Source organism: Streptomyces sp. AN091965 (assembly GCF_022698285.1).
Lineage (GTDB): Bacteria > Actinomycetota > Actinomycetes > Streptomycetales > Streptomycetaceae > Streptomyces.
On the sequence record NZ_JALDMY010000001.1, the window covers coordinates 8,845,764 to 8,866,508 of the forward strand.

Below are 20,745 nucleotides of genomic sequence, written 5' to 3' on the forward strand. Positions count from 1 at the left end.
GCGGTGGGACCAGCCGCAGTTGCCGCACCCGGCCGGACTCGGGGAAGAGCAGCCACGAGGTGTGTGGCGGACAGTGGAGCGCGGCGCTGGGAGGGTTGAGCGCGTCGGTCTCCCAGAGCGCGATGCCGTCGCTGGCCACCATGCCGATGAGGCGTTGCCGCACGCCAACGCCCATGTTGGAGTCCACCACCCCGGCCAGGCGGGATGGTGCCGCGCGTACGGCCGTCGGGCCACGACTGTGCGTCGTCCGCCTGCCCTAAGTCCTGCCTGTCCTGCCTCGCGATGTCAACCATGTTCAAGGACTCCGTTTCTGAACATCTAGTGTGCTGCTGCGTTGGAATCGTGACAGTTGTGAGCGGCTGTTTCGGCCCTTGCGGCTGGTAAGCGGCCAAGAGGGCCGCCCAGTTGAGGTCGCCGGGTTGCTGCGCGTCCTCTCTGGCTGCCTCTATGCGGTTGAGGGTGCCGCCCCGGTTGTTGGTGTTGTTGGCTCCGTGCACGCTCTGGAACCATGTGTCGTCGCCCAGCCTGATGCCGAGCATGGGCTTGGGGGCTGTGTACCCGTCGCTGTCCGTGGCACGGCCGATGACGTGGACGTTGCCGTCGTCGAGCGGGACGTCGTACGTGTCCTTGGCCACGATGACGAGGTCCGGGTGCCGCTGCCGATGTTGGGGGAGAACAGGTCGTCGTCGGCCTCGTCGAACGGCGTCTCGCACTTGGTCACCTCCCAGTTCAGAGGAGGCTCTTGGTCCCTTGCGGCGCACGGCCCTGGAAGTCCACCGTTTCGGGTTCGTCCGCGTTCTTGCCGAAGATCGGAGTACTGTTCACCTCCTGAACGGCCCACGAAGTCGGGGGCAGAGGCAAGGAGCAGCCCATCCTCCAGGTTTCCTCCCGGGTTCCGTGGCGGGCGGTCCCTGGGCGACCACAAGGACCTGCGGCAGCGTCGTGAGCACGGCCGGCGCCACGGCTCCCGCCAAGCCCTGCCGGGCGGGGGCCCGGCGTGGCCGGTACGGATGTTCATGGTGCCGGATGGTAACGAGGTCCGTTCAACGGCCAATCAACAACTGTTGAACGAACGTGGCCATGGGGCGTCATGGCCGACCGTCAGCCGAGCTCCGCCCACACCGCCTTGCGCGGCTCCGGCCCGACTCCGTGCCCCACCGGTCCGCGAACGCCGCCACCAGGGCAAGCCCCCGGCCCGACTCGTCGTCCGGCTCGGTCTTACTGGCTCCGACAAAAGCGGTTGATCATACGACGGTTGGCTTGTCGGCTCGCTGGTCTGGTGATGGGGAGGCGTCAGTCGCGGCCGTGGACCGCATCGGACGAACTGTGGTCGCTCATCGCGCCGTTGCTGTCTGAGCCTGCTCCGAAGCAGGTCGAAGGCAGACCGCGGATACCGGACCGGTGAGCCTTGTGCGGGGCCCTCTTCGTCCTGCACACCGGCATCCAAGGGGATTACCTGCCCCAGGAGTTGGGCTTCGGCCCGGGCATGACCTGCTGGAGACGCCAAGATCCCGGCCGTCGCGGGACGCGTCGGAAGGCTGCGCCGACGGCCCGGCGCCCTCCTGGCCGACTGCGGCTACGACCACGACAAGTACCGCCGCCTGCTCTGGCAGCGTGGAATCCGCCCCGTCATCGCGGAGCGGCTCACTGCTTCGCTTTGGCATCCATGAAAGTCAGCGGAAATGTCTCGCCGGAATCCGCGTAATGGTGGAACCGGCCGGCCCAGGACGGCTCCTGAAGGGCACGGACCTGGGCACGGGGGAGCGCCATATGCACATCGCGGGCGCCGTCCTGGTCGGCCGGGGTCGGCGCGATGTGCACGGTCCAGGGAACCACCATGGAGGTGAAGTCGTACCAGAAGGGGGTGCCTTGCCCGAAGTCGATGCTGTAGAAGGGCAGCTTCGACCAGTTGTTGATCGCGACCGTGCTGTCGAACGCGTCCAGAGCCATCGTGGTCATGACGCGCTTGAAGCGCCCCGCATCGCGTTCGGCACGGAGAAATGCCACTTCCTCGCGGATTCTCTCCTCCGTGTTCTCGGCATGAGCCGCACGGACCGTCACGGCGACCTCGCCGAGGGGGCGGGAGCGCAGTTCGGCCGAGGTCATCCTGGGCCGGGTATTGGTGACGGCGTTGCCCCAGTAGTCATCCGGTACGGCTCCGCCGGTGAACGAACGGAAGTCGGCGATGAGGCCGAGCCTTTCCTCGCTCGTGTCGGGGCGGTCCCGTAACGCGCCGAGGACTTTCCAGAGATGGGCGGTCAGCGCGTCATTGGTCGACACCCACTGCTCCGTGCCGGCGAGGTCGGCCATCGCGGCCACCTTGATGGTGGCCAGTTCAGCCGCCGTGAAGCGGGTGGTCACCGTCGTCACGCTGCCGAGGCTGCCCCGCAGGATGCGGCCGAGGAAGGCGGCCTTCTGGCCTCGCTCCATGACCGTGAGATGGGCGCCGCCTGTACCGGTGTCACCCGCGGCCGACGCGGCGAGCGCGTCGATGACTCCACGGTCGTGGCTGGGCTTGGGGCCCCCGAGGCCCCGGTGCTCGCGCGCCCAGCTCTCCAGGAAGCTCATATAGCTGGTCCCGTCGGCCACGGCGTGGTTCATCGTGAGGCCCAGAATGGAGCCGCCGCCTTTCATATGGGTGAGCTTCACCGTGAAAAGCGGCGTATCGCGGTCAACCACCCAGAACGGCATGGCGTGACTGAGATGGCGCTCCAGCCCCTTTTTCGCCGTGTGGCGAGGCCCGTAGTCCGGCATGGGCACGGATGCGTGTGCCTCGACGAAGCGCACACCGGCGTCGTCGCAGAGCACGCTGAGACCGCCGTCGGGATCCCTCTTCATGCGGCCCGCAAGGATCGGGAAGTTGCGCAATGTCCTGCCGAGGGAGGCGCGGAGCGCCTCGCCGTCGAGTGTCTCCCGGTAGAAAAAGACACGAGGCGTGTAGACCGTGCCGATGAGCATGTCGTAGACGCTCAGCCGTATGCGGTCACCGCTCGCCTCTCCGGCACGTACGGTTAACGTTCGCTTGGCGCCGCTCTTGGTGGCGGATGCCGTCATACTCATACGCTCTTTCGTCCGGACCGAACACGCTGTCGCGTCGACGCGTTGACCCTAAACCCCCGATCGTGAGCGGCCTCATGGAGTGGGACCGGGTTTAGGGAAACTCCCCGCATTCCGTCGAAGTCGATCTTTCCCGGGGGCCGTGGGCGTATTGCGGGGCGCGCCCATGGAGCAGGCCAACCGCCTCATCGAGCGGTCCGTGCAGGAGTGGGACCGCGTCAGCCGAGGGGAGGCAAGGGAGGGCTGTGCGGGGCGCGTTTGGTCCGTGACTGGTCCGGAAGCAGTGGTCAGCAGTGGGATTCCCGCAGGAGGAACTGGAAATCACCGAGCAAGACGGACTCGCTGATGATTTCGTCGTCGGGAGGCGCCTGACGGGCGAAAGCCCAGGTCAGGCGCCTCCTTTGCGCGTCTAGAAGAAGCCCAGCTTCTTCGCCGAATACGACACCAGTAGATTTTTGGTCTGCTGGTAGTGCTCCAGCATCATCTTGTGCGTCTCGCGGCCGATGCCGGACTGCTTGTAGCCGCCGAAGGCGGCGTGCGCCGGGTAGGCGTGGTAGCAGTTCGTCCAGACGCGCCCCGCCTGGATCGAACGTCCGGCGCGGTACGCGGTGTTGATGTCCCGCGTCCACACGCCCGCGCCGAGGCCGTACAGAGTGTCGTTGGCGATCTTGATGGCGTCGTCGAAGTCGTTGAACGACGCGACCGACACGACCGGACCGAAGATCTCCTCCTGGAAGATCCGCATCCGGTTGTCGCCCTCGAAGATCGTCGGCTGTACGTACCAGCCGCCCGCCAACTCGCCGTCGTACTCGATGCGCTGGCCGCCGGTGAGGACCTTCGCGCCCTCCTGCTGGCCGATGTCCAGATAGGAGAGGATCTTCTCCAGCTGGTCGTTGGAGGCCTGGGCGCCGATCATCGTGTCCGTGTCCAGCGGGTGGCCCGGCTTGATCAGCTCGGTGCGGGCGACGGCCGCCTCCAAGAACTCGCTGTAGTTCCCGCGCTGGACGAGCGCCCGCGAGGGACAGGTGCAGACCTCGCCCTGGTTGAGCGCGAACATCGTGAAGCCTTCGAGGGCCTTGTCGCGGAAGTCGTCGTCGGCCGCCCAGACGTCGTCGAAGAAGATGTTCGGGCTCTTGCCGCCGAGCTCCAGCGTGACCGGCTTGATGTTCTCCGAGGCGTACTGCATGATCAACCGCCCCGTCGTGGTCTCGCCGGTGAACGCGACCTTCGCCACCCGCGGGCTGGACGCCAGCGGCTTGCCCGCCTCGACGCCGAAGCCGTTGACCACGTTCACCACACCCGGCGGCAGCAGGTCGCTCACCAGGCTCAGCCACACGTGGATCGATGCCGGCGTCTGCTCGGCGGGCTTGAGCACCACGGCGTTGCCGGCCGCGAGCGCGGGCGCCAGCTTCCACGTCGCCATCAGGATCGGGAAGTTCCACGGAATGATCTGCGCCACCACACCGAGCGGCTCGTGGAAGTGGTACGCCACCGTGTCGTCGTCGACCTCGCTGAGCGTCCCCTCCTGCGCGCGGATCACCCCCGCGAAGTACCGGAAGTGGTCGATGGCGAGCGGAATGTCCGCCGCCAGCGTCTCCCGCACCGGCTTGCCGTTCTCCCAGCTCTCCGCCACCGCCAACTGCTCGAGGTTGGCCTCCATACGGTCCGCGATCTGCCGCAGGACGGCCGCGCGCTCACCGGGGGACGTACGCCCCCACGCGGGCGCGGCGGCGTGCGCCGCGTCGAGCGCCCGCTCCACGTCCTCGGCCGTACCCCGGGCGATCTCCGTGAACGGCTGCCCGTTGACCGGGCTCGGGTTCTCGAAGTACTGCCCCCGCGCCGGCGGCACGTACTCGCCCCCGATGAAGTGGTCGTACCTGGCCTGATAGGACACGACCGCGCCCTCGGTACCGGGCGCCGCGTAACGGGCCATGTGACTGCCTCCCCGGACACGCTGCCCGCCGTTGGGCAGCTCTCGGCGGGAGCGTACGGAGGGCGAGGTTGCAAGTACGTTGCGTGCCGCCCGTAGTGGCCGGGGCTCCGGTGGTGGGCCGTACGCCGTGCCGCGGACCTACGGTCGCTGCGTGGATCGCAGCGTGGGGTCGAAGCCCTCCGCCGCGAGCTCCTGGTCGAGCAACCGCACGCGGGCCGCCACCGGCGGTGTCGGGCGCACCGCGGCCAGCGCCCGCCACACCTCCACGTCGTCCTCACCCCACGGCGTGTGCGCCCAGTCCGACAGGAGGTCAGGGTCGCCGCGGACGATCAGCGCCGCCCGCATCTGGTCGGCGAGCCGCCGCCGCAGCCGCACCACCGCGGGCGCCTGGGCTCCCGGCAACAGCGGCCCCGCATAGACGGAGAACGCCGCCGTCACCGCTCCGCATCCCAGTCGCCGCTCCACCACGTCCACATCCGACGTGACCGGCACCGCGAGGCGGTACGGCCGCGACCGCAGCACCTCAGGCCCAAGCACCTGCCGCAGCCGCGTCAGCTCCGCCCGCAACGTCACCGGCGTCACCGCCTCGTCCTCGTACAGCGCGCACAGCAGTTCGTCGCCGGTGAGGCCCTCGGGGTGCCGGGCCAGCACCACCATGATCTCGCTGTGTCGTCGGCTCAGGCGCCGCTTGCGTCCGCCCACGAGCACCAAGGCCTCTTCCCGGCCGAGCGCCGTCAGCTCCAGGGTGTCCGCGGGGTCCACCTCGGGTGCAAGCAGCGCCAGTTGGGACTCCGCGGCCCGCGCCACGGCCTGGACGAACGCCAGGCTGTGCGGATGCGCGAGGCCGTCCCCGCCGGTCACGTCGACAGCCCCGAGCAGCCGCCCGGTGCGCGGGTCGTGCACCGGTGCGGCCGCACACGTCCACGACTGGACCTCCCGGACGAAGTGCTCCGTGGCGAACACCTGCACCGGCCGGTCGACGGCCACAGCCGTCCCCGGTGCGTTGGTCCCCATCGCCGACTCCGCCCAACGCGCGCCCGGCACGAAGTTCATCCGTCCTGCCTGCGCCCGGGTCGTGGTGTGCCCCTCGACCCACAACAGCCTGCCGTGCGCGTCGCACACCGCGAGCAGATGCTCGCCGTCCTTGGCGAAGCCGCCCATCAACTCCCGGAACAGCGGCATCACCCGTGACAGCGGATGCTCCGCCCGATAGGCGCCCAGGTCCCCGGCCGTCAGCTCCACCGACGCCCCGGTGCCCGCGGGGCTGACCCGGGCCCGTGCGGAACGACGCCACGAGTCGGCCACCGCGGAGCGCACCGGGCGGGCGACGGTACCCGCCGCGGTGAACCGCTCATGGGCCCGACGTATCGTGCGAACCCGCTCGGCGGGGTCGGCGCCGGGCTCGAGGGCCACCCATGGATCGGTCAAGTCGGCCTCCCGGACGGTGATGACGGCGATGACAGCGGCGCGGTGCTGCCATCGTCACCCCGGGAACAGAAGCCGACAAGCGCCCGCGCGCCCCCGGCGGCCGGTCTTTCGCGGTCGTCAGCGACCGTCAGACGGAGTTGACCATGCGGATGTAACGCGACCAGTCCCAGTAGCGTCCGGGATCCGTGTGATCGGTGCCGGGCACCTCGACGTGGCCGATGATGTGCTGACGGTCCTTGGGGATGGCGTACTTGTCGCAGATCGCCGCTGTGAGGAGGGCGGACTGCTCGTACATCGCGTCGGTGAAGTACTCCGGTTGATCCACCCATCCTTCGTGCTCGATGCCGATGCTGCGCGTGTTGTAGGTCCAGTTGCCCGCGTGCCAGGCGACGTTCCGCTCGCTGACGCACTGCGCGATGTGTCCGTCCGTCGAGCGGACCACGTAGTGCGCGGACACCTTCTTCGCCGGGTTCTTGAAGATGGCCAGCGTGTCGGCGTACGTCTCCTGGGTGACGTGTACGACGACGTAGGCGATGGGGTAGCTGCTGGGGCGGTTGGAGGCGGTGTAGTTCGAGGAGCTGGCCGGTGCCCACTCGACGGGCGGGTAGGCGGCCGCGCGTCGTGTCTTCGCCACGGCGTGGGGGGACGTCAGCAGTGCCGAAGGGACGGCGGCGAGAGCCGCGCCCTGGAGGATGCGACGCCTGCTGGGCAGGAGTCTTGCCGGGCGCGGCGCCGGTGGTCGAGCGCTGTCGCCCGGCGCGTCCGGCGTCTGGTGCGCAGCTCGTTCACTTGCTTGATCCATGGCTGTTCTGCCTCTCGGTGGGGGGAGTGGCTCGACTGCGCGGTGTGCGCGTCTCAGGGAGCGTGGAAGGCCGGATCTTGCAGGCAGAGCTTCATATCTCGTGGCGCGCGGCATGGCCGCGACGGCGCGGCCGCTCCTTGCGGAGCCTCGCCACGCACGTGTGGTTCGTGTGGGGATCGTTCGCCACGGTCGTTTGCACAGTGTGAGTGGCGAGCCGAGGCACGTCCAGATTGCTGAAGTCGAAATCTTGTGCGGGTTGTTGGGGGAGGCCGCGCTCGGTGGGCGGGGCGGGTTTGGTGCCTGGAGTCAAGGGGGCGTGCGGAGCGACTGGGATGTACGGACCGGACGCGGTGCCGGGAGTTGTCACGGCGAGGCGCGGTGCACCGCTGGCCGTCCAGGTGTCGCCGTCCGGCCCGGGGCGGATGTCGAGCAGGGGCGAGGTGTTCATTGGGTGGTGCTCCGCTCTGGGCCGTGTGGCTGTAGGTCGCGCGTGCGGTCGGTCTATGGCGTGCGACGGGCCCGGTTCATTCGGTAGGTCCGGTTCATGCGGTGAATCCGGTTCGTGCGGCGGGCCCGCACGCGCCGTCGCGGGCACGAGGGTGACACTTCCAGCCAGGCCTTGGCGGAGCTGACGCGCCGCCCCCGGCTTGATTTCCCCTGACGTGTGAACTCCCGATGCGTGCAACCGCGAGGTGTGAATTCTCGACGTGCGCAACCTCGGCATGCGAATTCCTGGCATACAAATCCCCCGATCACCGTGGCCTCGCCCCGCCGTCCGCGGAGCGCCCGGCTCACGTGAATCACCGTACGGGCATGGGCGATTGAGGTGGAAGTGCCCGCAGCGCATCTGTGTACGGCACGGTGGCTGTGGAAAACCTGACCACTCGTGTGGGGGACAGGGAGACAGAGGTCCGCCCCACGTCTGGACGGAGCATGCCGGGGAGGGCAGGGATGCGCTACGCGGGGACATTCCATACCGGGGCGTACTGAAACGGCCCGGCAGCGGACGCTTGGAGGGCCGGGTGTCGGCCGGACCTCGCCCGGCCGGATCCGATGGGGCTACGCCACCCCCGCCGGATCGTCGAGTACCGCCCGCACCACAGCGTGCGCCGCCCCCAGCAGCGGCCCCTCCGAGCCGAGGCGAGAGACGGCGACGGCACAACCAGGGCCTGCGGTGCGCTGCCCCAACTCGGCTTCCAGACAGGGCAGCAGCCACGGGGCGAGACGGGACAGGGCGCCGCCGAGCACGATCGTCCGGGGGTCGAGGAGGTTGACGGCGCCGGTGAGCGCGATCCCCAGCGCGGTCCCGGCTCCGCGCAGCGCCCCGAGAACCCCTTCGTCGCCAGCGGCGGCGCGTTCGACGAGGAAGCTGACCCGGTCCGGCCCCGGCGGCAGCCCCGCGGCGCGCAGCACCGCTTCCTCACCCGCGTACCGCTCCAGACACCCGCGTCCGCCGCAGGCACACGTCGGCCCGTCAGGGCGGACGGGCACGTGCCCCAGCTCGCCCGCGAAGCCCCGGCTGCCGCGCAGCAGCATTCCCTCGACCACGAGCGCCGCGCCGATGCCGATCTCCGCGGAGACGTGCAGAAAGTCGTCCGGCGCGCCGTCGCCGAGCCACAGCTCCGCCAGGGCACCGAAGTTGGCTTCGTTGTCGACGATCAGGGGCAACTCCGACGCCAGGAGCGTGCCGATGTCGGCGTGGTGCCAGTCGAGGTTGGGGGCACGTACAACGGTGTGGCTGTCACGGGCGACCAGGCCGGGCACCGCGACGGCCAGACCTGCCGGACGCAGCCCTTCCCGCTCGGCGTTCTGCGTGACCTCGCGGATCAGGGAGGCGAGGTCCGCGAGCACGGGCTCGGGCGCGCGCCCTCGGTTGCCGACCTGTCGCTGCGTACGCGCGCGTACGTCACCGCGCAGGTCGACCACGCACACGGAGAGATGGTCGACGCCTACCTCCGCTCCGATGCCGACGGGCCCTCGTGCGCTGACTGCCAGTGCGGAACCGGGGCGGCCCACCCTGCCGGGCCGCTCAGGGCCCAACTCCTCCAAGAGCTCCGAGCGGACCAGTTCGTCCACCAGCGTGGACACGGCTGCCCGCGTCAGGCCGATCCGGGAGGCCACGGAAGCACGCGACAACGGCCCGTGCGCGGCGAGCGTGTGCATCACGCGCGCGAGGTTGCGGCGACGCATGCCCTGCTGAGTGTCGGGCAGCCGAGCACCGGGCGCTCCGGCGGGAGTCGTGTGGGGTGGTGCGCTCATGCTGGGGCGTCCCCGTCCAGCAGGGGAGCCGCGTCGCGGAGTACGTCCGCGATCCTGGAGAGCGCGGCTTCGTCCCGGTCCACGGCGTCGAACACCTGCCCGCGTGCGGTGTTCCAGCGGCGTGCGACGGCCGCCGGGTCCTCGCCCGTCAGCAGGCCGGCGGCCTGCGCGGCGGCGCCGAGCGCGACGAGTTCACGGGCGTCGGGAATCTGGACGGGGCGGCCGGACAGGCGCCGAACGGTCTGTTGCCACGCGGTGCCGCGTGCTCCGCCGCCGATGAGGAGCAGCGGCTGCGAGCGGTCCGCGTCGGCGTCGAGGACGGCGTCCAGAGCGCCCAGGAGCGCGTGGACCGCCCCGTCGTAGGCCGCCTGCAGGATCTGGCCCGGTGTCGTGTCGTGGCGCAGCCCCTGCAGCAGGCCCGAGGCGTGCGGCAGGTCCGGGGTGCGCTCGCCGTCGAGGTACGGAAGCAGGGTGACGGACCCGCCGGACTCCACAGCGTCGCGTCCCAGGCCCAGGAGCGTGGCCACGCGGTCGACGGCCAAGGTGCAGTTGAGCGTGCAGGCGAGCGGCAGCCAGGCGCCGCGCGCGTCGGCGAACCCGGCGACCGTGCCCGTCGGATCCGTACTGCGGTGCTCTGAGGCCGCGTACACCGTGCCGGACGTGCCGAGACTGAGCACAGGGATGCCGGGGCGCAGGCCGAGTCCCAGGGCGGCCGCCGCGTTGTCACCGGTGCCGGGCGCGACCAGTGTGCCTTGGGAGAAGGGCAGTTCATCACCGCTGCGTACGGTGCCGACGACCTCTCCGGGGAGCGCTACGCGGGGCAGCGTCGCGGGGTCGAGGCCCACGATGCCGAGGATGTCCTCGTCGTAGGACTCGGTGGCGGACGCCCACCAGCCGGTGCCGGAGACGTCGCCCCGGTCCGTGGTGCCGGAGCCGGTGAGGCGCTGCGTGAGGTAGTCGTGGGGGAGCCGCACGGCGGCGGTCGCGCGAGCCGACGCCGGCTCGTGCTCGGCGAGCCAGGCCCACTTGGTGACGGTGAACGACGGCCCGGGCACGCTGCCGACGCGGTCGGCCCACGCCTTGGCGCCGCCCAGTTCCTCGACGAGCCGCCGGGCCTGCGGCGCGGACCGCACGTCGTTCCAGAGCAGCGCGGGGCGCACGGGCCTGGCGCGCTCGTCGAGTGTGACGAGGCCGTGCTGCTGTCCGGCGACCGACACGGCGGCGGCCTCGCGTGCGTAGGTGCCGCACTGACGCAGCGCGTCACCCAGGGCGCTGAACCACTGCTCCGGATCGCTCTCCCGCCGCGAGCCCGAGGTGACCGTGTGCGGTGCCTGACCGCTGGCGACGACCTGCCCCGTGGCCGCGTCGACGACCAGGACCTTGGTGGACTGCGTGGAACTGTCCACACCGACGACAAGGGGACCCTCGGCTGCTGGCGCTGACGACATCGGTTCCTCCGTTTCCGCTGCTCTGCGCTTCTCGGGAGTGCCGGGCTCTCGCCCAGCACACGGTCCGTCCCGCCGGGACGTGCCCACCCCTGGGAGGTGTCTTCTGCCCCGGGGCGTACGCGCGCAGAGATACCCGCCCCGGGCGCACCCGCTCAGAAATACCCGATGCGGGCCTCGGCCTTCTCAGCGGCGCGTGAGGATACTAATTTGTCAATCGCCATGACGAAATAGTCCCGGAGCCGTCGAGGAGCCGCACATGAGCTACCAGCCCACCCCGGAGGACAAGTTCAGCTTCGGCCTGTGGACCGTCGGCTGGCAGGGCCGGGACCCCTTCGGCGAAGCCACCAGGGCGCCGCTCGACCCGGCCGACGCGGTACGCCGCCTGGCGGAAATCGGTGCCTACGGAGTGACGTTCCACGACGACGACCTCATCCCGTTCGGTGCCTCAGAGGCGGATCGCGCCACCCATGTGAAGCGTTTCCGCGCGGCCCTGGACGCCACTGGACTCGTCGTCCCGATGGCGACCACCAATCTGTTCACACACCCCGTCTTCAAGGACGGCGCGTTCACGGCCAACGACCGGGACGTCCGCAGATACGCGCTGCGCAAGACGATCCGGAACATCGACCTCACCGTCGAGCTCGGCGCGCGCACCTACGTCGCCTGGGGCGGCAGGGAAGGTGCCGAGTCCGGCGCGGCCAAGGACGTGCGCATCGCACTCGACCGGCTGAAGGAGGCTTTCGACCTGCTCGGCGCCTATGTGGCGGAGCAGGGGTACGACCTGCGGTTCGCGATCGAGCCCAAGCCGAACGAGCCGCGCGGTGACATCCTCCTGCCCACCGTGGGACACGCCCTCGCGTTCATCGAACGCTTGGAGAGGCCCGATCTCTACGGCGTCAACCCCGAAGTGGGCCACGAGCAGATGGCGGGCCTGAACTTCCCGCACGGCATCGCGCAGGCCCTGTGGGCGGGCAAGCTCTTCCACATCGACCTCAACGGCCAGAGCGGCATCAAGTACGACCAGGACCTGCGGTTCGGCGCGGGAGACCTGCGCAGCGCCTTCTGGCTGGTCGACCTCCTGGAGAGGAGCGATTACGACGGGCCGCGCCACTTCGACTTCAAGCCGCCGCGCACCGAGGACGACGCGGGCGTGTGGGAGTCCGCCGCGGGCTGCATGCGCAACTACCTGATCCTGCGCGAGCGCGCGACGGCGTTCCGCGCCGACCCGGACGTGCACCAGGCACTGCGGGACGCGCGTCTGCACGAACTGGCGAAGCCCACGGCCGACGACGGCCTGGCGGCACTGCTCGCCGACCGCGGCGCCTATGAGGAGTTCGACGTGGCAGCGGCGGCCGCACGCGGGATGGCCTTCGAGCGGCTCGACCAGCTGGCCATGGACCACCTGCTGGGAACGCGGGGCTGACGGCCGGCTCGCATGGGCGTGGGGTGCCGGAACCGTCTGTTCCGTAGCCCGTGTGTGTATCAACTCCCGCGCGGGGGTCGCGTCATGACCGGTTCGAGGTGTCTCTTTACGGTATGACCATGCCGCCGGTACCGCCTCCTCCTCGTCCGCCCGGTGATGTCCCCCCTGGAGGCGGTGGCTTCGGCCCACCTCCAGGGAGTGGCGGTTTCGGGCCTCCGGGCGACGGCTTCGGTTCGCCGCCCGGTGGGTACGGGCCACCTCCCGGAGGCGGCGGGTGGCAGCCGCCGCCCGAGGGGAGACCGCCCGGGCGGCGCAACGGCCTGTTCATGCTGCTCGCCGCCCTCGTGGCGGTCGGGGTGATCGTCGTCGGGGTCCTCGTCGCCACCGCGAGTGACGACTCCCCTGACGACAAACGGCCTTCGGAGAGCACCAAGGGCAGCGAGACCCGCCCCACACCCTCCCTGAGCATCCCGACACAGATCCCCACGCGCCTGCCGAGCGACTTCCCCAGTCAGCTCCCCACAGGGCTGCCCACGGAGCTGCCCAGTGACTTCCCGACGCTGCCCACAGGGCTGCCGAGCGACCTCGAGTCGCTCCTGCAGACACCCGCGGGCAACGAAGCACCGTGAAGGCCCCGCAGTCCTGAGACCAGGGCGGCTACAGGGCGCGGGGGAGCCGCACGTACGTCACGGAGGTCTCCACGCCGCTGTCGACGAGGCGGCCGTTCTTGTCGAACGCCTCGGGGCCGTCCGTCATCCCGAAGTCGTTGTCATTGATGAGGGCCAGCGTGCGGCGGTCGACCAGGGCCACCCCTTCGATCTTGCCGGGCACCCCCTTGAGAGCACCGAGGTTCACGACCAGGCGCTTGCGCAGCACCGGTACGCCTGCGGCCCGGGGGTCGTCGAGCTGCTCCAGGGAGGGGCGCGTCGCGGCGTTGTCCCACTTCTTGCCGAGGATGTTCGCGCGCCGGTCCAGGCGCACGAGCTGCAACCGGGCCGCCTTGTCGGTGCGCTCCTCCACGAGCAGGCGATCGCGACCGACGGCCACGAGGGAGGAGATCTTCAGCTCGGACGTGTCGTCCTCCCCGGGGTCCACGACACCCACCGGGTCGAAGCGGTACGCGTACTCGGCCGTGATCGCCTGCTTGCCCGGGGAGAAGCGAAGGAGCCGGACCGTGCGCGAGCCTTCTCCCGCTTCCTGGTCCGGCAGCGACAGCGGGCTCTGCACGGCCATCACCAGGTCGCCGCCGGGCAGTAGCGCGAGTCCTTCGAAGCCGCGGTTGACCTTCCGGTGCAGCAGCACTCCCGGCAGCGCCTCGGCCACCGGATAGTCCGCGCCGCGCAGCTTCAGCCCCTGGGGGACGTAGCGCTTGATGACCTTCCCGCGCGCGGAGACGTGCACCAGCGACGGTCCGTACTCGTCGACCAGCCAGAAGCTACCGTCCGCAGCGCGGACGATGCCCTCGGTGTCCAGGCCGTTCGGGTCGTAGGTGAGCGGCTTGGAGGCGTCGTAGGAGTACGGGGCCTCGTCGCGCCCCTCCTGGTTGGGCAGCCCCGTGACAGGCTTCCCGGAGCGCGTGGTGATCGGCAGGGCGTCGATGACCTTCACCGAGCGCCCGGACACTCGGATCTTCACGATCGCCGGGTCGAAGCCGGGGACGGGGAAGGTCCGGCGCTTCTTGCCGTCGACCTTGATCTGCCCGTTCGGACCCCGGTCGGTGACCGTCCAGAACTCGCCCTTGCGACCTGCCGGGTAGATGTCGCTGCCTATGCCCCCGAGATCGACACCACGGTCGTTGCGTACTGTGCCGGGCAGCAGACGGTTGCTGAATTCGCCCAGAGGGATGTCGCCCAGCGTGGCCTGGGAGGTGACGCGTGCGGCACCTCCCTGGTGCCCGGAGTCGGCGGGGGCGCCGATGGCGGTGCCGCTGACCGCGAGAGCGGTGAGCAGGGCGAGCGGCACGCCGACAGCGGTGGATCGACGGACACGGCGCTGACCGGCGACGGGCGCGGACATCGGAGCCTCCTGGGGCACGAGATCGGTACTGGCGCCACCTTCAGCCGCCCTCACGAACGCCAGGTGTCGTGAGAGTGAACCACTAGGAGGCCTGTGGATGAATCACGTGCTGTTCGTGCAGATCGCGTGCCGAGACCCGCATCCCGAGGTCCGCGTTCCGAAGTCCGGCGGCGTGCCCGGTCCCGGTGTGCTGCCCGGGGCCGGGCGTCCGTGACGCGCCGACGGCGCCTCCCGCGAGGGGCAGGAGGCGCCGTCGGACATCACCAGCCGATCAACAGCGGCGGGACACCTACCTCGTCATCCCCTTTCGTCTGGATCCGCTCGGCTGCACCGGCGTCTCCACGGTCCTTGACGTCGTGACCTTGCTCAATCCCTGACCGGGGCGAGTGCGCGTCCCGGTGTTCCCGGCGCACACGGCGCACCCCGTGGATACGCCGGTGTCGCCGTACACGTTTCAGCCAGCTGAACCGGCACCTCGGGCCGGAGAGGTCACTCGCCGCCCGTCACCACGGCCAGGGCGGTCGCCGGGTCGTGGGCCGCCGGCCCCGCGGGCATCCACCGACCGCGCTCCTTGCGGTACGGCCACCAGCGGCCGTCGTGCCCGTGGCGGAGCTGGGCGTCGGCGCCGACGACCGTCCAGTGGTTGCGCGCGGCCCGCAGCGTCGGCTGCTCGTCCTCGTCCCACGCCGCGTCAAGCGCGGCACGCGCGCGTGCCAGGGCCTCGCCCTCCGGAGCCCACTCCTCCTCCAGCACGGCGAGCGCGGCCCGCCCGCCGTACTCCCAGGCCCGTACGGCACGCGCGAGCCCGTTCCCGTCCCTGCCGGAGCCGTCGGCGAGCCGGGCGCCGATCGCCGCGGGCGCGGCCGTCGCGAGCCGCACGGCGTCCTCGGTGAGCGCCAACTCGGTCTCGACGGGCATCGCTTCGTGCCCGGGAGAGAGGGCCTCGGCCAGCAACCGGTGCGCCTCGGCCGCCGCGCGGGCCGCGAGGAAGGCGAGCGCCGGTACGTCGACACCGGGCGCCGGCTCCGTCTCAGTGTCGAGGGACGGCGGCAGACCCGGCTCTGCGGGCAGCGGAGGCAGTTCGGGAAGCGGAGGCAGGATCAGCCCGTCCGCGTACGCCTGGGCGGCGTCCACGCCCTCCTGGACGGTGTCGGCGGACTCCGCCCGGGCAGGCTCTTCGAGGTCCATGTGCGCGACGCTGCGGACCTGTAGCTCGTCGAGGAGCTCACGCTCGCCGCGGCCCCGCATCAGGAGCAGGACGAACGGGTCCTGGTCGAGCAGCCGCGCCACTTGGTAGCAGAGCGCGGCCGTGTGGCCGCAGTGGTCCCACGCCTCACAGTCGCACTCGGGCTCCAGGTCGCCGATGCCCGGCAGGAGGTCGACGCCCGCTGCCGCCGCGTCCTCCACCAGATGGGGCGGCATGTCCCGGTCGAGCAGGGCGGCGATGTGCCCGGCCCGCTCGACGGCCATGTCCAGGAAGCGGTCCCAATCCTCCGGGCTCAGCCGCTGCAGGAGGACGTCCGAGCGGCGCGGTGTGCCGTCCTTGTCCTGGACGACCGCCGTGATGCGGCCGGGGCGTACGGAGACCGCGCCCACGGCTCCCGCGCGCGCCAGCCTGCGGCCCGTCTTGAGCTGCGCGGTGTCCAGAGCCGTGTCCTCCAGAGCCTGGAGCCAGGCCAGTCCCCACCACGTCTGGGCGAAGCCCCGCCCGTGCGCGGGCGGCAGGGCGGCGAAGGTCCGCTCGCCGTCGCCCGCCGCCGACCCGCTGTCGTACTGCGTCAAATGGTCACTCCCGTCGTTGTCGCTCATGCCGCCCCCGTGCGCCCTTGAGGACGCCTCGTCGTACGCGTCGCTCATCGCGCGCCCCCTCGCAGCTCCACCAGGTCGGTCAGCTCGGCGTCGGTCAGCTCGGTCAGGGCCGCCTCGCCGGAGCCCAGGACGGCGTCGGCCAACTCGCGCTTGCGCAGCAGCATCTCGGCGATGCGGTCCTCGATGGTGCCCTCCGCGATCAGACGGTGCACCTGGACGGGCTGCGTCTGCCCGATGCGGTAGGCGCGGTCGGTGGCCTGCGCCTCGACGGCCGGGTTCCACCAGCGGTCGTAGTGCACGACGTGCTCGGCCCGCGTGAGGTTCAGGCCGGTTCCTGCCGCCTTCAACGACAGCAAGAAGACAGGCACTTCGCCGTCCTGGAAGCGTTGCACCATCGCTTCGCGTTCGGCGATGGGCGTGCCGCCGTGCAGGAACTGGGTGGGGACGCCGCGCGCCGCCAGGTGCTGTTCGATGAGCCGGGCCATCTGCACGTACTGGGTGAACACGAGCACGCTCGCGTCCTCCGCCAGGATCGTGTCGAGCAGCTCGTCCAGGAGCTCCAGCTTCCCCGAGCGGCCGGTGAGGCGCGGCGCGTCCTCCTTGAGGTACTGCGCGGGGTGGTTGCAGATCTGCTTCAGGCCGGTGAACAGCTTGACGATCAGGCCGCGGCGGGCGAAGCCGTCCGCACCGGAGATCTCTGCGAGCGCCTCGCGCACCACCGCTTCGTAGAGGCCGGTCTGTTCGGTGCTGAGCGACACCGCGCGGTCGGTCTCCGTCTTGGGCGGCAGTTCCGGGGCGATGCCCGGGTCGGACTTGCGGCGGCGCAGCAGGAACGGGCTCACCAGCTTGGCGAGCCGCTCCGCCGCGGCCGGGTCCGTGCCGCCCTCGACGGCCTGGGCGTAGCGGGTGCGGAAGGTGCTGAGCTTGCCGAGCAGCCCCGGGGTGGTCCAGTCGAGGATCGCCCACAACTCGGAGAGGTTGTTCTCGACCGGCGTGCCGGTGAGCGCCACACGCGCGCGTGCTCCGATCGCGCGCAGCTGCTTGGCCGTCGCGGAGTAGGGGTTCTTGACGTGCTGGGCCTCGTCGGCGACCACCAGGCCCCAGTCGACCGCGTTGAGCCGCTCCGCGTCGAGCCGCATCGTCCCGTAGGTGGTCAGGACGAACTCGCCCTCGGCGAGGTCCTCCAGACCGCGCTGAGCACCGTGGAAACGGCGCACCGCCGCGCCGGGCGCGAACTTCTGGATCTCCCGCTGCCAGTTGCCCATCAAAGACGTCGGGCACACGACCAGGGTGGGGCCCGTCGTGGTCTCGTCGCTCTGACGGTGGAGATGCAGCGAGATCAGGGTGATGGTCTTGCCGAGGCCCATGTCGTCGGCGAGGCAGCCGCCGAGCCCCAAAGAGGTCATCCGGGCCAGCCAGTTGAGGCCGCGCAGCTGGTAGTCGCGCAGGTTGGCGGCGAGCGCGGCGGGCTGTCCGACGGGCTCCATGCCCTCCGGATCCGCGAGGCGCTCGCGCAGCGTCGCGAGCCATCCGGTCGGCTGCACGTCGACGCGACGGCCGTTCACGTCCGTGGTGCCCGTCAGCGCGGCGCTCAGCGCGTCGATGGGCGTGACCTTGCGGTCCTGCTGTGCGAGGGCCCGGCGCGCCTCCTCGGGGTCGATGAGCACCCACTGGTCGCGCAGCCGGACCACGGGCCGGTTGGATTCCGCGAGCCGGTCGAGTTCCTCGCGGCTCAACTCCTGTTCACCCAGGGCGAAGCGCCAGTTGAAAGCGAGCAGCGCGTCCGCGGAGAGATAGGACGGCGTGTCCGACGTCAGCTTGTCGGGGCCCTGCGGGGCCTCACCGTCGGACGGGCCGATCACGGCGCGGGCGGTGAGGCTGCGCGCGAGTTCCCTCGGCCAATGCACGTCGACGCCTGCCGCAGCGAGCACGCGCGCGCCCTCGCCGAGCAGAGCGGTGACCTCTTCGTCGGCCAGCTCGATGGCGTCGGGGACCGTCGCCTGGAGCAGCGGGCCGAGCGGTGCCCACGCGCGCGTGGCCCGCCGCAGGGCCAGGAGCGCGTCCATGCGCGCACGCGGACCGAAAACCTCGGCTGCGGCGCCGGACCACACCTCTGCGGCGTCGGCGACGAGCGAGGGGTCGCTGACACTGTGGATCTGCACCACGGCCCGGAACGGCAGCCGGGTCTCCCGGGAAGCCTCGGCAAGGAGACCGGGGACCTCCACCCGCAGCGAGATCCGCACGCCCGCGTCGTGCCCGGCCGCGACGTCCGTGGCCCAGGGGCGCTGCTCCGGCACGTGCTGGGGCTCGGGCGCGGCGAAGGCCCGGTGGCCCGCGGCCGGTACGGCGGCGGGGGAGCGGGGCAGCGTGTCGGCGACCGCGTCCAGGAACTGGCGCAGCAGCCGCTCCGGCGCGGGCAGCCGCGGCGGCACGGCACCGTCGAGCGGGACCGTGTGCGCCGCGGGCGGCATCGCGGCGGCGAGCTCACGCAGCCGCTCCAGATCCCCGGTGCCGAGCGGGCCCGCGCGCCAGGCGTCGTGGTCGTTGTCGGTCAGGCCGGGCAGCAGCAATCCCCGGGCGGCCAGTTGCAGCGCGAGCACGGCGGCCGTGCCCCAGAAGACGGCGGTGGCATGAGCCCCCGAGGCGGCCCGCACCCGGGTGAGGACGGGCAGCGCGACCCGTACCGGGAGCAGCACCGCCGGGACGACGTGCAGACGGACACCGTCGTCGTCCGGCCACGCGACGGTCAGGTCCTGGACAGTGCCTGCGGCCGGGGTGGCCGGAGCGTCGCCGTCCAGGTGCCAGAAGGCGACGTGTCCGGTCCGCCCGGGGTCACCGGGCAGGAACAAGACGGAGCACTGGGAGAGTTCTGAGATCTCGGAGGGAGTGACAGCGGGGAGCCTGTGCACAGCGATGGCGCATTCCTCAAATTTGACTAATGAGACCGGAGCGGCCGAGAGTACAACACGTTTCCGGCCATCCGGGCCTTGTTCGGCCGTGATCCCGATCACTCGCCGCGGCAAGGGTGTACCCAGCACCCCTGCGGCCCCCTGCTGGCACCCGTGCCGATACGGGTGGTGGCGCCATGGTTGCCAACTGTCACTGATTCGTACGTTTTCTCAGGTCAGCCCGTCCTCGTGGAAGCCGGAGAACCGACCCATGCCCCAGGCAAGCACAGCCGTCGCTGACCGCCCCGCGCGTGCGCCCCGGCAGTCGCCCGCGGGAAGCGACTTCGCTCCGCTGCTGCGCACCGTCAAATCCCAGGGGCTCCTGGAACGGCGCACCGGCTGGTACGCCCGCACCATGATCGTCAACGCGGCGGCACTGACGGCGGTGGCGACGGGCGTGTTCGCCCTGGGGCACACCTGGTGGGTCCTGCTGCTGGCCCCCGTCCTGTCCGTGCTGTGCGTCCGCACCGCGTTCATCGGCCATGACGCTGGGCACTCCCAGATCACCGGCAACCGTACGGCCGCCCGGCTCATCGGGCTTTTCCACGGCAACCTCCTGCTGGGCATGAGCGTGAGCTGGTGGAACGACAAGCACAACCGCCACCACGCCAACCCCAACCACATCGAGAAGGACCCTGACGTCGCCGCCGACGTCCTGGTGTTCACCAGCAAGCAGGCCAGGGTCCGCGTGGGCTTCCGGCGCTGGCTCACCCGCCATCAGGCCTGGCTGTTCTTCCCGCTCACCCTGCTCCAGGGCATCGCCATGAAGGTGTACGGCTTCCGGGACCTGCGCCGCCAGAGCCCGCGCGGCCGCGTGGTGGAAGGTGCCCTCCTGGTGGCTCACCTCGTGGGCTATGGGGCCCTGCTCCTGGCCGCGATGCCTCTGGGGCATGCTCTCGCGTTCGCCGCCCTCCATCAGGCCCTGTTCGGCCTGCACCTGGGCATGGCCTTCGCGCCCAACCACAAGGGCATGGATATGCCCGACCCGGACGGCGAGCGCTGGGGGCACCTCCAGCGGCAGGTGCTCACCTCTCGGAACATCCGCGGCGGCGAGGTCACCGACTGGCTCCTCGGCGGCCTCAACTACCAGATCGAGCACCACCTCTTCCCGAGCATGCCGCGCCCGCATCTGCGGCTTGCCCAGCCGCTGGTCCGCGCGCACTGCCATGCTGTGGGTATGCCTTACGCAGAGACCGGCCTGATCGATTCCTACCGGCAGGTACTCCGCCACATGTACGAGGTGGGAGAGCCTCTCAGGGCCGAGTGACTCCGAGGACGCCGAGGAGCCCCCCGGGGGTGACTCGGGGTTCTCTCGGGGTTGCACCTCAGGGATCGGTCAGGGTCGCGTCCTGGAACTCGGCGCGGGGCCGATCCCGTTTCTCAGGGCAGAGAGCGGCAACAGCCGCGAAGGAGGCGACGGACATGTCGAAGAAAGCGAAGATCGCCGCGGGAGGCGTGGCTGTAGGGCTCTTCCTGCTGATCTGGCTGCCCTGGTGGGCCGCCTTCCTGATCGTGATCGGCGTTCCGGCGGCGGCCTATCTGACACTGGACCCCTCACAGCGGCGCAAGCTGCGCCGCGTCAGCCGCAAGGAGCTGGGCCGCTGAGCGGAGGCGGTCGGACA

At 70.8% G+C, this 20,745-nt stretch carries 13 protein-coding genes and 1 pseudogene; 5 read left to right on the forward strand and 9 right to left on the reverse strand.

The genetic code is table 11. The annotated features are described in order from the left end of the window. Nucleotides 1–1,282 precede the first annotated feature (1,282 nt). Nucleotides 1,283–1,504 (forward strand): annotated as a pseudogene (locus MQV74_RS41480) (transposase); the annotation flags it as partial. 140 nt (nt 1,505–1,644) lie between these two features. Here the strand turns inward: MQV74_RS41480 and MQV74_RS36335 are convergent. The 6 genes from MQV74_RS36335 to xylB form a co-directional block, all read right to left on the reverse strand. Then, the gene (locus tag MQV74_RS36335) at nt 1,645–3,054 is read right to left on the reverse strand and encodes an acyltransferase (protein WP_242727567.1); all 1,410 of its coding nucleotides are present in this window, start codon (nt 3,052–3,054) and stop codon (nt 1,645–1,647) included. Nucleotides 3,055–3,466: 412 nt separating this feature from the next. After that, a complete protein-coding gene (exaC, locus tag MQV74_RS36340) occupies nt 3,467–4,990 on the reverse strand; it encodes an acetaldehyde dehydrogenase ExaC (RefSeq protein WP_242727569.1) in 1,524 nt (507 codons plus the stop codon). A 138-nt stretch (nt 4,991–5,128) separates the two neighbouring features. Continuing rightward, nucleotides 5,129–6,418, reverse strand: a complete 1,290-nt coding sequence (locus MQV74_RS36345) for a GAF domain-containing protein (protein ID WP_242727571.1) — start codon at nt 6,416–6,418, stop codon at nt 5,129–5,131. A gap of 127 nt (nt 6,419–6,545) precedes the next feature. Next, the gene (locus MQV74_RS36350) at nt 6,546–7,220 is read right to left on the reverse strand and encodes an N-acetylmuramoyl-L-alanine amidase (RefSeq protein WP_374120745.1); all 675 of its coding nucleotides are present in this window, start codon (nt 7,218–7,220) and stop codon (nt 6,546–6,548) included. A gap of 1,059 nt (nt 7,221–8,279) precedes the next feature. Further along, on the reverse strand, nt 8,280–9,479 hold the full coding sequence (locus MQV74_RS36355; RefSeq protein WP_242727573.1) for an ROK family transcriptional regulator: 1,200 nt from the start codon (nt 9,477–9,479) through the stop codon (nt 8,280–8,282). Further along, complete coding sequence (gene xylB / locus MQV74_RS36360) at nt 9,476–10,927, reverse strand: xylulokinase (RefSeq protein WP_242727575.1); 1,452 nt, start codon at nt 10,925–10,927, stop codon at nt 9,476–9,478. The genes MQV74_RS36355 and xylB overlap by 4 nt, the downstream gene beginning before the upstream one ends. 256 nt (nt 10,928–11,183) lie before the next feature. Here xylB and xylA point away from each other — a divergent pair, with 256 nt between their 5' ends. Both xylA and MQV74_RS36370 read left to right on the forward strand, forming a co-directional pair. Then, nucleotides 11,184–12,350, forward strand: coding sequence for a xylose isomerase (xylA, locus tag MQV74_RS36365; RefSeq protein WP_242727577.1), 1,167 nt, complete (start codon nt 11,184–11,186; stop codon nt 12,348–12,350). Between the two features lie 326 nt (nt 12,351–12,676). After that, a complete protein-coding gene (locus MQV74_RS36370) occupies nt 12,677–12,979 on the forward strand; it encodes a hypothetical protein (RefSeq protein WP_242727579.1) in 303 nt (100 codons plus the stop codon). A gap of 28 nt (nt 12,980–13,007) precedes the next feature. Here the strand turns inward: MQV74_RS36370 and MQV74_RS36375 are convergent, their stop codons facing one another. From MQV74_RS36375 to MQV74_RS36385, 3 genes are all read right to left on the reverse strand, one after another. Then, nucleotides 13,008–14,366, reverse strand: coding sequence for an esterase-like activity of phytase family protein (locus tag MQV74_RS36375; RefSeq protein WP_242727581.1), 1,359 nt, complete (start codon nt 14,364–14,366; stop codon nt 13,008–13,010). A gap of 489 nt (nt 14,367–14,855) precedes the next feature. Beyond that, nucleotides 14,856–16,223: an SWIM zinc finger family protein gene (locus MQV74_RS36380; RefSeq protein WP_374120746.1), complete on the reverse strand. Its 1,368-nt coding sequence runs from the start codon at nt 16,221–16,223 to the stop codon at nt 14,856–14,858. Beyond that, nucleotides 16,220–19,084, reverse strand: a complete 2,865-nt coding sequence (locus MQV74_RS36385) for a DEAD/DEAH box helicase (protein WP_242727583.1) — start codon at nt 19,082–19,084, stop codon at nt 16,220–16,222. Before MQV74_RS36385 ends, MQV74_RS36380 begins: the two co-directional genes overlap by 4 nt. Nucleotides 19,085–19,334: 250 nt before the next feature. Here MQV74_RS36385 and MQV74_RS36390 point away from each other — a divergent pair, with 250 nt between their 5' ends. Next, nucleotides 19,335–20,390 carry a fatty acid desaturase family protein gene (locus MQV74_RS36390; protein ID WP_242727585.1) on the forward strand — a complete coding sequence of 352 codons (1,056 nt, stop codon included), beginning with the start codon at nt 19,335–19,337 and terminating at the stop codon, nt 20,388–20,390. A 155-nt stretch (nt 20,391–20,545) separates the two neighbouring features. Then, nucleotides 20,546–20,728, forward strand: a complete 183-nt coding sequence (locus tag MQV74_RS36395) for a hypothetical protein (protein WP_242727587.1) — start codon at nt 20,546–20,548, stop codon at nt 20,726–20,728. The last annotated feature ends 17 nt before the right edge of the window (nt 20,729–20,745 follow it).